Here is a 12,824-nt window from a genome sequence, read left to right as displayed (position 1 = left end):
GACTAGCGGCCTTTGGGGCAGGCGTGTTCGCTGACGCCCGGTGTGGATGTGGTGGGCCCCAGGGCGATGATGGAGGTGGGGCCGCATTTGGCGCTCGATGTCCGCTGCATTCGTACCTGGCTGTTGCGCACCCAATATTCCTTGCCGTTCAGCATGATCTTCGAGTATCCGGATTTCGTGTCTAGCACCGGGATGGGAAACTGCAATGCGGCTGTCTTGGCTTGGGCGACCGGCGCTGCGGCCTTGGCTTGCTCGTAGAGATCGATCATGTCGCGAGATGTCGGGCTGGCGCTCTTGATTTCAGCAGGGCTCGCTGCTGCTGCGGCCTGGGTTAGGGCGATGAGCATGATCAACATGCCGACGCATTGTTTCATGATGTCTCCTTCTGGATGGTTGAGGTTGCGGGTGTGCTCCGCCCGCCTGCCGGTTGCTGCGAGATCCGTGTGCCCAGGTAGCGGCGTAGCTTGTCCAGGTAGTTGAAGCCTTCGGCCAGCAGCGTCATGCCGATCAGTTCGATGACAGGCAAGGATCCAATACGAAAATAGTGCTGTAGCAGGATGATCATCGCTGTGGCGATGATCAACTGAACCCAGACACGCAGCGCCCACCCTGCCGCGCGGCCTGTCAGTCTCAGCGTACTTGCCAGCCAGGGATGGGCTGTGCCTCGCGCCGCCAGCCTGTCCAGACCGGGTGCAGTCCGGTAGCGTTCCGCCAGCCGTTTTCCGGCTGAGCGCAGGCAAGTCCGCGCCAGCAGTACGCTGAACACAGTGATGCAGCAGATCAGGGCCAGGCCCCAGGAGGGTGGGAAGGCCCAGCCTGCATCCTGTTTGTATCGCTTGCCGTAGGTCAGCAGATTGTCCAGTGCCATGGCGTGGACGAAGACCCCCGGAATTCGTCCTTGGACGGGCGATTGGGCAAAATCGTTGTAGCCGTCGATCATGGCCCCGACAAAGACATATTTGTCCTTGGTGTATGTACGCAAGGCCTCGTCTTCCAGCTCGCCAACCTGTTTCATGGAGAGTGTGTCGTGCGTCGGGCAGGACAGTAGCACCGGCGTGTCACCCAGTATGTCGCGGATGAAGTTTGGGATTGCTAACCAGGGCCAGTGTTTCGCCGGACTGCAGTGCTGCCAGTAGGCCGATGGCCGTGATGGCATGTGGCTCTTGCCCCAGACAAGCGCCAGGGCGTGGGTTTCTTCGCCCAGCGGGATTCGGCCCACCTGTTCCGCAAGCGTCAACGCGGCGCTCTGGAAATGCGGCGTCTCCGGCGAGGCAGGACGGCCATTCACGATCTGCCCCTGCTCGGCGTGAACAGTCAGAGGGTAGCTCCAGGTGACGCCATCGATCGGGTCTGGGTGGTGCGTCACGCCCACCAGGGTCAGACAAGGTTGTGCTGCTTGCTGCGCCTGCATCAAGGCGGGATGGGTGGATAGCCAGCCTGTGGCGGGGTCGGCAAGCGCTGCCAGAAATACCGGGATGCCGCGTGTATTCTGGATGTCGCACAGGACCTGCGCCAGGTCCTGGATGCCATCGTCATCCCTGGCCTGGCCGAAGGTGATATCCAGGAAGAGCGCCTTGGGGCGGCCTGTGGGATCGGCAGTCAGGCGGTCGAGCCAGTCGGCGTGATCCTGGTAGGGGATCGGCCAGGCGTAATCGTTATGCCGCAGGAATTCGTTGTCATAGGTGATGACGCTGATCTGCTTTCCCCAATCATCCGGGTAGGCCTGAGCGGCCAGGGGCGCTTGCATGCGCGCCAGATAGCGCGTGACGGCCATGCCCTGGCCGTTGAGCTTGTCGCCCAGCCACAGCATGAGCAGGGAAATCAGACAGAGCGTCAGCAGCGACAGCACCCATGATCCAGCAGACTGTGCGTCGTTTTCGTGGATCCAGTGGCGAAACAAACGGCCCAGGCTGTGCAGTGGGGAGCGGAAAAGCCTGTGGAGGAGGGTGCCGGGTCCGACCATCGTGCTGCTGTAGCTGCCTGGAGCCAAGTGTGAAGTATCAGTCTGTCAATGCCTCCTGGATTATATCCTGTAACTCAATATACAAAAAATAGATATTTTGATACGTATATAAGCATTTTCAGGCAATAGCCTGCTGCATGTTTTCTCGGGGGCGGCAGGTCTTCTGGGCATGGAGGCTCTGGCCGAACCAGCCCAGTTCCATCCCCAGGGCGGTGACTGCGCCCACGAGGACAAGCGCAGGAGACTGGATGGCGTGTGCATGTGCCAGCGCTTCCATGCTGGCCAGCGTGCCGTGCAGTACGCGCTGATTCACTCGCGACCCGTTTTCCACGATGGCGCAGGGGGTGGTCGGCGTCAGCCCGTCCGCCAGCAGTTGTTCGCGCAGGGTCGGCAGGCGATTCACCCCCATGTAATAGACCCGGGTCTGGCCGTTGCCGGGTCGGTCGTCCACCGTGCCGCCGCCGGCTCCTGCGCGGCGGTGCGCAGTCGCCAGCGTCAGCGATTGCGCGTGGTCGCGGTGGGTCAGCGGGATGCCGGCGTAGGCGCCGCAGGCCAGTGCGGCGGTGATGCCGGGCACGACTTCGTAGGCGATGCCGTGGCGCTTCAGGTGCTGCAGCTCCTCGCCCCCCCGGCCGAACACCATGGGGTCGCCGCCTTTCAGGCGCACCACGCAGCGGCCCTGCCGCGCGTGCGACACCATCAGGGCGTGGATGCGGGCCTGGGTGGTTTCGTGCGGGCCGCCCAGGGTCTTGCCCACGTCGATCACCTGCGCATCGCGCCGTGCCAGGGCCAGCACTTCAGGGCTGACCAGGCGATCGGCCAGGATCACGTCGGCCTCGTTCAGGGCGCGCAGGCCACGCAGGGTCAGCAGCCCCGGATCGCCCGGGCCCGCGCCCACGAGCAGGACCTTGCCGGCCGGCGCCTGGGTGTTCTGGCTCAGGGCCTGGTCCAAGGCGGCTTCGGCCTCGTCCGCCCGACTGCGCCGCAAGGCGCTCAGCACGGGGCCGTCCAGCAGCCAGTCGTAGAAATCCCGGCGAGTGCGCAGATCCGGCCGGGCCTGCCGGATCGCCGCGCGTTTGCGCTGCGCCAGGGATGCCAGCGCCCCCAGCGCGGGGTCGAACAGGGATTCGATGCGTTCTCGCAGGCGCCGCGCGATGACCGGCGCGCTGCCGCTCGAGGAAATGGCGATGGTGATGGGGGCCCGGTCCACGATGGCCGGCACCTGGGCGCTGGACAGCTCCGCGTCATCGACCACGTTGCAGAACAGCCGCCGGGCGGCGGCGGCGTCCGCGATCCGGCGGTTCAGCGCGCGGTCGTTGGTGGCGGCGATGACCAGCCAGGCCTCGTCCAGCCAGGCCGGGTCAAAGGGGGCCAGGCACAGTTCCACTTCTCCCGCCTGGGCGCGGGCCTGGACCTGGGGGTGGGCCGCGTGGGCGCCGACAACCACGCGGGCGCCGGCCGACAACAGCAGATGGATCTTGCGGTCGGCAACCAGTCCGGCGCCGATCACCAGCGCCGTGCGGCCCCGCAGATCCGTGAACAGGGGAAACAGCTGCATGATCAGACCACTCCGGTGCGCATCAGGAAATCGCCGAAGGCTTCCTGCGGCTGGCGCTGGCCGGCATAGTCGGCGAACAGGGTATCCAGGCTGCCCAGGATCTCGGTTTCATCGATGTTTTCCCGGTACAGGCGGTTCATCCGTTCACCGACGAAGTCCGCCCCCAGGCGCAGGTCATAGCGGCCCAGCGCCCGTCCCACCAGGGCGATTTCGCCCAGGTAGGGGCGTGAGCAGCCGTTGGGGCAACCCGACAGGCGCAGCAGGATGGGCTCATCCCGCAGACCGTGCTTGTCCAGCAGGGCCTCCAGCTTGGGCAGCAGCACCGGAGCGTAGCGTTCGCTCTCGGCCATGGCCAGGCCGCAGGTGGGCAGCGCCACACAGGCGATGTGGTGGCGGCGGATGCCGCTTTGTTCCTGGTAGCCGTCCAGTCCGTATTCCTGCACCAGGGTGTCGATGGTGGCGCGGTCGGCCTCGTCCACGTTGGCGATCACCAGATTCTGATTGCAGGTCAGGCGGAATTCGCCTTTCAGGACTTTGGCGATTTCACGCATGCCGGTCTGCAGCCGCAGGCCGTCGCGATCCCACAGGCGTCCGGAAGCAATGTACAGGCCCAGGTGCCAGCGGCCGTCCTCGCCGCGCGACCAACCGTAGCGGTCGCCGTTGCGCTCGAATCGGTAGGGGCGGGCGTCTTGCAGGGTGCGCCCGCTGCGGGCCTGGATCTGTTCGCGAAACCAGTCCACGCCCAGGCGGTCCACCGTGTATTTCAGCCGCGCGTGCTGGCGTTCCTTGCGGTCGCCATGATCGCGTTGCAGGGTGACTACGGCCTCGGCCACGGCGATCAGGTCGTCCGGCGTGACGAAGCCCATCAGAGAGCCCAGGCGGGGATAGGTCGTGGGGTCGCCCGCCGTGGCGCCCATGCCGCCGCCCACTGCCACGTTGAAGCCCAGCAATTCGCCGTTTTCGATGATGGCGACCAGGCCCAGATCGTTGGCGAACACGTCGCAGTCATTGGTTGGCGGGATGGCGATGCCGATCTTGAATTTACGCGGCAGATAGGCGGAATTATTGCCGTAGATGGGCTCCTCGTCCGCCGCTTCGCCCACCTGCTCGCCGCCCAGCCAGATTTCCGCGTAGGCCGAGGTGCGGGGCAGGAAGTGGTTGGACAGGCGCAGCACCCATTCCTGGACCTGGGCGTGCTGGCTGGACAGGTGCGGGTTGACCGAGCTGATCACCTGGCGGTTGACGTCGCCGCAAGCGGCGATCGTTGTCGCCCGGGCATCGCGGATGCCCTGCATGAAGGCCCGCAGATCGCGTTTCAGGATGCCGTGCCACTGGAAGGTCTGGCGCGTGGTGATGCGCAGGCCCCGGGTGGCATAGCGCTGTGCCAGTTCGTCCAGCGCCAGCCATTGGTCCGGCGCGATGACACCGCCTGGCAGGCGCGCCCGCACCATGAACGCGTAGGCGGGTTCCAGTTTCTGCTTGCGCCGCTCGTCGCGGATGTCGCGGTCGTCCTGCATGTAGCTGCCGTGGAATTTCAGCAGCTTGGTGTCGGATTCGGGGATCGCGCCGGTAATCGGGTTTTCCAGTTCCTGGGCGATCGTGCCGCGCAGGAACCGACTGGCGATCTTGATGTCTTCCAGGGGGGATAGGGGGGAAACGCTCATCGGGGGGGCTTCATGTCGAAAAGAGGGGCTGCGGGCCGTTCGGTCCGCAGGCGGTAGGGGCGGGGTTCAGTACACATCCCGGGCGTAGCGGCCCTGGGCGGCCAGGTCGTCCAGCCATTGCCGTGCGCCGTCTTCGCTCAGACCGCCCTGGTCGCGGGCGATCTCCTGCAAGGTGGCATGCACGTCTCGGGCCATGTGGTCCGCGTCGCCGCAGACGTAGACGTGGGCGCCTGCCTGGATCCAGTCGTAGACGTCGGCGCCGCGTTCCAGCAGCCGGTGCTGCACGTAGATCTTGTCGGCCTGATCGCGGGAAAAGGCCAGGTCGATGCGGTCCAGCTGGCCGTCCTTCAGGGCCTGCTGCCATTCGGTCTGGTACAGGAAGTCGCTGGTGAAATGCGGGTTGCCGAAGAACAGCCAGTTGCGGCCGGCGGCGTCCGCGTCCGAGCGGGCCTGGACGAAGGCGCGGAAGGGCGCCACGCCGGTGCCGGCACCGATCATGATGATGTCGCGGGCCGGGTCTTCGGGCAGGCGAAAGCGCGTGTTTTCCTCGATGAAGATCGGCACCGTGTCGCCCTCGGCGCGTTCGGCCAGGAAGTGCGAGGCCACGCCCCAGCGGGATTCGGACTCGTGCTCGAAGGCGACGTGCGCCAGCGTCAGGTGGACTTCGTCTTCGGCAGCCGTGGCGCAGGATGCGATGGAATACAGGCGTGGAGTCAGGGGACGCAGGGCCGCTACCAGGTCTTGCGCGCTCCAGCGCACCGGCCAGGTCCGCACGGCATCGATCAGCTGGTGCCGCGCCATGTAGGTCGACAGCGCTTCGCGGGATTCGGGTTGCAGCAGGGTGCTCAGGTCCGCCTGGCCGGCGCGCTCCGCCAGCGCCGTCAGGAAGGGGCGGGTCAGCACGGTCAGCTCGCGGTAGCGGCCCAGCCATTCGCCCAGCGGCCGCGCGGCGCCCTGGTGTTCGACGGAGTCGGCGGCGTTCAGCCCCGTGGCCTCCAGCACCCGGGCGACCAGGGTGTCGTCCTGCACCGGCCATACGCCCAGGGCGTCGCCTGGCTCGTAGTTCAACCTGCTGCCCTCCAGGGACAGTTCCAGGTGGCGGATGTCCTTGTCGCTGTCGCGTCCGGTGATGGGCTGGTTCAGCAGCACTTCGGCCTGGAACGGGTGGTCGCGCGTGAATCTTTCGGTTTGCGGGCGCAGCGGCGTCACCGTGGCCTGGGCGGTGGCCGGCGCGGCGGCTTTCAACGCCTGTCCCGCCTGTTCCAGGGCACGGGCCTGCCAGGGGCCGGCAACCGTCTCGATGTCCAGGTCGGCCGTGCCGGCGTCCTGCAGGCGCTGGGCGCCCAGTTCCGTCAGCCGGGCATCGATCTTTTGCGAGATGCCGCAAAAAGACGGATAGCTGGAATCGCCCAGTCCCAGGACGGCGTACTTCAGTTTAGGCAGCTTGGGCGCGCGCTTGCCCAGCAGGAACTCGACCCAGGCGATGGAATCGTCCGGCGGGTCTCCGTCGCCCTGCGTGCTCATCACGACGTAGAGCAGTTGCTCGTCCTTCAGTTCCTTGGTCTTGTATTGGTCGGCGCGCACCAGGCGCGCAGTCAGCCCCTGCGCCTGGACCTGCTCGTGCAGCTGGGTGGCCAGGCGCTTGGCGTTGCCGGTCTGGCTGCCGTACAGGATGGTCAGGCGTTGGGCCGCGTCGGTTGCGGGTGCTGCGGCGACCGTCAACGGTGGGGCGGACTCGCGTGCTGGCTGGCGGGCCTGGGCGACTCCGGCGAAATAGCCGGACAGCCAATGCAGGCTGGTGGATTCGAGCGTGTCCGCCAGTTCGGCGATCAGGGAATGATGGGCTTCGGGCAGATAGTTCGGCGCGAGCATGGCATGGCCTTGGCGAAACGAAAGAAGCGTCCATTCTGGGACGCTTCCTTCAGGCCGTGAACGAACGGATGCTTATGTTTTTATGCGGATATAAGCAAATGCCGAAGCCGCGCCCGGGTGCCGCCGGGCGCCGGAAGCCGTTCAGTGGAACAGGGCGCTGGCTTTCAGCAGGGTTTCCCAGATGCCCAGGACCAGGGGAACGCCGACGTACAGCCAGAACAGGACGATCAGCGCGCGCGATGGGGTGTGTGTCGTGGTGGACATGGGGTCTCCTTATTTCTGATGGGCCAGGGTGGCGCCGGACAGCATGCCGCTATCCGCGTCGCTGCTCATGTGGTGATGCGAGGCCACTGGCCGCACGAACAGGTTGCAGAAGAATCCGATGACCAGCAGCCCGGCCATCAGATACATGGTGACCGTGTAGGACTGGCCCGGCGGGACGCCGTGATCCACCTGATACTGGCGGATGTAGTTCACCAGGACCGGCCCCAGCACCCCGGCAGCGGCCCAGGCAGTCAGCAGCCGGCCGTGGATGCCGCCCACGTAGCGGGTGCCGAACAGGTCGGCCAGGTACGCCGGCACGGTGGAGAATCCACCGCCGTACATCGAAATGATGATGGCGTAGAACAGGACGAACAGGGCCACGTTGCCCGATGCGCCCATGCCGGGCACCAGGAAGTACAGGATCGCCCCCAGCACGAAGAAGATCCCATAGGTGGTCTTGCGTCCCAGGTAGTCGGAGGTGCTGGACCAGAAGAACCGCCCCAGCATGTTGGCCAGCGACAGCAGGCCGACGAAGCCGGCTGCGGCGGCGGGCGTGATGGCACCCCGGAAGCTTTCCTGGATCATCACAGAGGCCTGGCCCAGGACCCCGATGCCGGCCGTGACGTTCAGCGTCAGGGCCCACCACAGCAGCCAGAACTGCGGGGTCTTGAGCGCCTGGTCGATGTGCACGTGGTTGCGGGAGATCATGCCTTTCTGGGTGACCGGCGGCGTCCAGCCCTCGGGTTTCCAGTCGGCGGCCGGGATGCGGATGGCATAGGCCCCGATCATCATGGAGATGAAGTACAGCACCCCCATGACCAGGAAGGTCTGGGATACGCCCATGGAGATTGGTGTACGGAAATGTTCCATCAGGGCGACGGACATGGGCGAGGCGATGAAGGCACCGCCGCCAAAGCCCATGATGGCCATGCCGGTGGCCATGCCGCGCTTGTCCGGAAACCATTTGATCAAGGTCGAGACGGGAGACACGTAGCCGATGCCCAGCCCGATGCCGCCCAGCACCCCGTAGCCCAGGTACAGCAGCCAGAGCTGATGGGTGGAGACGCCGATCGAGGACACGATGAAACCGCCACCGAAGCAGCAGGCGGCCACGAACATGGCCTTGCGCGGGCCGACTTCTTCCAGCCATTTGCCGGCGAAGGCGGCCGACAGGCCCAGGAACAGGATGGCCAGGCTGAAGATCCAGCCCAGGGCGGGCAGGCCCCAGTCATCCGGTGCGGGCTGCTGGATGCCGATGAGTTTGGTCATGGGGCCGTTGAAGACCGAAAAGGCATAGGCCTGGCCGATGCACAGGTGGACCGCCAGGGCGGCTGGCGGGATCATCCAGCGGTTGAAGCCGGGTGGGGCGGTGATGCGTTCCTTGCTGAAAAATCCGGGGTGGCTTGCTTCCGTACTCATGCTGTCTCCTCCTGGGTCGTATGCCCGGTCTGTGGTTGGTGTTGCGGTTGAGGTCGGAAAATCCGTGAAGAAAGGTCAGGCTGTTGCGGGCCGCGCCGGCGTCAGCCGGTCGCGATGACGCTGGATGGCTTCCAGGCAGATGGGCGTCAGGGCGGTATCGCCCCATTGCCCGTCGGGGTGGGCGTGCAGGTAGTCCAGCAGCGCTGCGCGCATGCGGGGTTCCCAGAAGCGCCGGATGTGGTCGGCGATGCTGTCGATGCTGGCGGAACGGTCCGGCATTGCCTCGAAGAAATAGCCGATGCGGTTGGCCAGTCGGATCAGATGTTCGATATTGGTCACGGTTGGCTCTCCTGTTCCAGGTAATCGGGATGGCTGTACAAGGTGAATCGACCATCCCGGGCGAAGCCGGCCAGCATCATGGGGGCGGCCTGCGCCAGCTGCACGGCCAGGGATGTGGGCGCCGACACTGCGATCAGTGCGCCGATGCCGGCGGCATGCGCCTTTTGCACCATCTCGAAGCTGGCCCGGCTGGACACCACCACGAAACCCTGTCTGCGGTCCACGGGCTGCAGCAGCAGATGGCCGATGAGCTTGTCCAGGGCGTTGTGGCGCCCGACGTCCTCGAAGATCCAGGCCAGCGTGCCGTCGGCGTCAGCCCAGGCGGCCGCGTGCGTGGCGCCGGTCAGGTTGTGCAGCGGCTGGCCCCGGCGCAATTGCCCCAGCGCCCGTTCCACGGCAGCCTGTCGCCAGGGGCGTGCCGGCGTGGGCAGGGGGGGCAAGTCGCGTGGCACCTGGGCCAGGCCTTCGACCCCGCACAGGCCGCAGCCGGTGATGCCGGCCAGGTGGCGTCGGCGCTGCTTCAGCGCATGCAGGCGGCTGCCCAGGATGGTCACGCGGGCGATCAGGCCCAGCGGCGTGGTTTCGATGTCCAGGTCCAGCACGTCGGCGGCGCTGCGGATGATGCCTTCGGTGAAGGAAAAACCCAGGGCCAGTTCCCGGATGTGCAGGGGAGAGGCCAGCAGCGTGGCATGCGCGATGCCGTTGTATTCCAGGGCCACGGCCTGTTCGCAGGCGATGGCGTCCTGGGCTGCGACGGCCTGCGGGCCGTGGATGCGGACGATGGCGCCCAGTTGGTGGGCGTCGTCGCTGCCGGGCTGGGTAGGCATGGGATTGAAGTCGGCGGGATGCATGGCGGGGTCCTCAGGATCCGGCGGCGTTGGCCAGCGTTTCCCGGTCCTGCAGCAACCGGCCCTGTTCCTGCCCGAAGGCTGTCCAGTCCTGCTGCCAGGTCGACGGCTGTGTGACCTTGCTGACCTGGACGGCCGTGACCTTGTATTCGGGGCAGTCCGTCGCCCAGTCGGTGTTGTCGGTCGTCAGGACGTTGGAGCCGCATTCCGGGAAGTGAAAGGTCGTGTAGACCACCCCCGGCTGGATGCGGTCCGTGACGGTGGCCCGCAGCACGGTTTCGCCCGCGCGGCTCTGGATCGCGACCTGGTCGCCTTCCAGGATGCCCCGGTCTTCGGCGTCATGCGGGTGGATTTCCAGCACGTCCTCGTTGTGCCAGGCGTTGTTGGCCGTGCGTCGCGTCTGCACCCCCGCGTTGTACTGCGACAGGATGCGGCCGGTGGTCATCAGCAGGGGGAAGCGGCGCGTGGAGCGTTCTTCGGTCGGCACGTATTGCGTGATCATGAAGCGGCCCTTGCCGCGCACGAATTCGCCCACGTGCATGATGGGCGTGCCGTCCGGGGCCTTGTCGTTGCAGGGCCACTGCAGGCTGCCGCCCAGCGCCGCGATGCGGCCGAACGACACACCCGCGAAGGTCGGCGTCAGGCGGGCGATCTCGTCCAGGATCTCGCCGGGATGGGCGTAATCCATGGGGTAGCCCATGGCCCTGGACAGGGCGCAGGTGACTTCCCAGTCGGCCAGGCCGGCCTTGGGCCGCATCACTTGGCGCACGCGCGAGATGCGCCGTTCGGCGTTGGTGAAGGTGCCGTCCTTTTCCAGGAAGGACGAGCCCGGCAGGAAGATGTGCGCGTATTTGGCCGTCTCGTTCAGGAACATGTCCTGGACGATGACGCATTCCATGGCTTTCAGGGCTTCCACGACATGCTGCGTGTTCGGGTCGGACTGGGCGATGTCTTCGCCCTGGCAGTACAGGCCCCTGAAGGATCCGCTGTGGGCCGCGTCGAACATATTGGGCAGCCGCAGGCCGGGTTCGGGTTGCAGGTGCACGCCCCAGGCCTGTTCGAATTCGCCGCGCACCGCGTCGTCGGACACGTGCCGGTAGCCGGGGAATTCGTGCGGGAAGGACCCCATGTCGCAGGACCCCTGCACGTTGTTCTGGCCGCGCAGCGGGTTGATGCCCACGCCTTCGCGGCCGATGTTGCCGGTCAGCATGGCCAGGTTGGCGATGCACATGATGGCCGTGGAGCCCTGGCTGTGTTCGGTCACGCCCAGACCGTAGTAGATGGCCGCGTTGCCCCCGGTGGCGTACAGGCGGGCCGCGCCGCGCAGGTCGGCAGCCGGCACGCCGGTGATGGATTCGGTGGCTTCGGGCGCGTGTTCCGGGCGGCGGATGAATTCCAGCCACTGTTCGAAGGCCAGGTCCTCGCAGCGGGCCTGAATGAAATCCTGGTTGGCCAGGCCTTCGGTGGCGATGACGTGCGCCAGGGCGTTGAGCACCGCCACATTGGTGCCCGGGCGCACCGGCAGGTGGTAGTCGGCCTTGACGTGCGGGGCGTCGACCAGTTCGATGCGGCGCGGGTCGATCACGATCAGGCGGGCGCCCTGGCGCAGGCGCTGTTTCAGGCGCGAGGCGAAGACCGGGTGGGCGGCGCTGGGGTTGGCGCCCAGCACGATGGCGACGTCCACGTGCATGACCGAGTCGAAGGTCTGGGTGCCGGCCGATTCGCCGATGGTGGTCTTCAGGCCGTAGCCGGTGGGGGAATGGCAGACTCGGCCGCAGGTGTCGACGTTGTTGTTGCCCATGGCGGCCCGCACCAGTTTCTGGACCAGATAGGTTTCCTCGTTGGTGCAGCGCGACGACGTGATGCCGCCGATGGAATCGATGCCGTATTTCGACTGGATGCGGCGCAGTTCGGACGCCGCGTGGCCGAGGGCTTCTTCCCAGGAGACCTCGCGCCAGGGATCGGTGATCTTTTCCCGGATCATGGGCTTGGTCAGCCGGTCGGCGTGGGTTGCATAGCCCCAGGCAAAGCGGCCCTTCACGCAGGAGTGCCCGCGATTGGCCTTGCCGTCCTTCCAGGGGGTCATGCGCACGACGGTTTCGCCCTGCATTTCGGCCTTGAAGCCGCAGCCCACCCCGCAATAGGCGCAGGTGGTGATGACGGCGTGGTCGGCCTGGCCCTGTTCGATGATGGTGTTCTCGATCAGCGAGCCGGTCGGGCAGGCCTGCACGCAGGCGCCGCAGGACACGCAGTCGCTGTCCAGGAAACCGTCGTCCTGCCCGGCGACGATGCGCGAATCGAAGCCCCGGGCCTGGACCGTCAGGGCGTAGGTGCCCTGGACGTCGTCGCAGGCGCGCACGCAGCGGCTGCAGACAATGCATTTCGAGGCGTCGTAGGTGAAATAGGGGTTGCTGGTGTCCAGCGGGTCCTGCAGGTGATTGGCGCCGTCGAAGCCGTAGCGCACATTGCGCAGGCCCACCACGCCGGCCATGTCCTGCAGTTCGCAGTCGCCGTTGGCGGGACAGGTCAGGCAGTCCAGCGGGTGGTCGGAAATGTAGAGTTCCATGACATTGCGGCGCAGGTCGTGGAGTTTCGACGTCTGCGTGCGCACCACCATGCCGTCCTCGACGGGCGTGGTGCAGGATGCGGGGTGCCCCCGGCGGCCCTCGATTTCCACCAGGCACAGCCGGCAGGACCCGAAGGCTTCCAGGTTGTCGGAGGCGCACAGCTTCGGGATCTGGATGCCGGTTTCGGCGGCGGCGCGCATGATGGACGTGCCTGCGGGCACGGTGAGGGTCTGCCCGTCGATGGACAGGGTGACGGTTTCGGTGGCCAGGGAAGGGGGCGTGCCCAGATCGCGGTCACGCTTGAGGACGGTTTCCAGCATGGCGGGCTCC

At 66.3% G+C, this 12,824-nt stretch carries 10 protein-coding genes; all 10 read right to left on the bottom strand.

What is annotated here, in order from left to right:
• Positions 1-2 precede the first annotated feature (2 nt).
• Entirely contained in the window at positions 3-374 is a 372-nt protein-coding gene (locus tag VDP74_RS06790) for a hypothetical protein (protein WP_322998874.1), read from the bottom strand.
• Positions 371-1,849 carry a CHASE2 domain-containing protein gene (locus VDP74_RS06785; protein ID WP_322998873.1) on the bottom strand — a complete coding sequence of 493 codons (1,479 nt, stop codon included), beginning with the start codon at positions 1,847-1,849 and terminating at the stop codon, positions 371-373. The genes VDP74_RS06790 and VDP74_RS06785 overlap by 4 nt, the downstream gene beginning before the upstream one ends.
• Before the next feature lie 232 nt (positions 1,850-2,081).
• Positions 2,082-3,521 carry a siroheme synthase CysG gene (cysG, locus tag VDP74_RS06780; protein WP_322998872.1) on the bottom strand — a complete coding sequence of 480 codons (1,440 nt, stop codon included), beginning with the start codon at positions 3,519-3,521 and terminating at the stop codon, positions 2,082-2,084.
• A 2-nt stretch (positions 3,522-3,523) separates the two neighbouring features.
• Positions 3,524-5,185, bottom strand: a complete 1,662-nt coding sequence (gene cysI, locus VDP74_RS06775; protein WP_322998871.1) for an assimilatory sulfite reductase (NADPH) hemoprotein subunit — start codon at positions 5,183-5,185, stop codon at positions 3,524-3,526.
• Between the two features lie 66 nt (positions 5,186-5,251).
• Entirely contained in the window at positions 5,252-7,057 is a 1,806-nt protein-coding gene (locus VDP74_RS06770; RefSeq protein WP_322998870.1) for an assimilatory sulfite reductase (NADPH) flavoprotein subunit, read from the bottom strand.
• Positions 7,058-7,198: 141 nt separating this feature from the next.
• A complete protein-coding gene (locus VDP74_RS06765; RefSeq protein ID WP_322998869.1) occupies positions 7,199-7,321 on the bottom strand; it encodes an MFS transporter small subunit in 123 nt (40 codons plus the stop codon).
• 9 nt (positions 7,322-7,330) lie between these two features.
• Positions 7,331-8,740, bottom strand: a complete 1,410-nt coding sequence (locus VDP74_RS06760) for an OFA family MFS transporter (protein ID WP_322998868.1) — start codon at positions 8,738-8,740, stop codon at positions 7,331-7,333.
• A 75-nt stretch (positions 8,741-8,815) separates the two neighbouring features.
• A complete protein-coding gene (locus VDP74_RS06755; RefSeq protein ID WP_322998867.1) occupies positions 8,816-9,079 on the bottom strand; it encodes a formate dehydrogenase subunit delta in 264 nt (87 codons plus the stop codon).
• Positions 9,076-9,930, bottom strand: a complete 855-nt coding sequence (fdhD, locus tag VDP74_RS06750) for a formate dehydrogenase accessory sulfurtransferase FdhD (protein WP_322998866.1) — start codon at positions 9,928-9,930, stop codon at positions 9,076-9,078. The genes VDP74_RS06755 and fdhD overlap by 4 nt, the downstream gene beginning before the upstream one ends.
• A gap of 10 nt (positions 9,931-9,940) precedes the next feature.
• Positions 9,941-12,814 (bottom strand): formate dehydrogenase subunit alpha, encoded by a 2,874-nt coding sequence (fdhF, locus tag VDP74_RS06745; protein WP_322998865.1) that lies wholly within the window; start codon positions 12,812-12,814, stop codon positions 9,941-9,943.
• Positions 12,815-12,824: the final 10 nt, after the last annotated feature.

It is taken from the genome of Castellaniella sp., from assembly GCF_034674885.1.
GTDB lineage: Bacteria > Pseudomonadota > Gammaproteobacteria > Burkholderiales > Burkholderiaceae_B > Castellaniella.
Note: the sequence above shows the minus strand (reverse complement) of the source record. Positions and strands in the feature narration are given on the sequence as shown.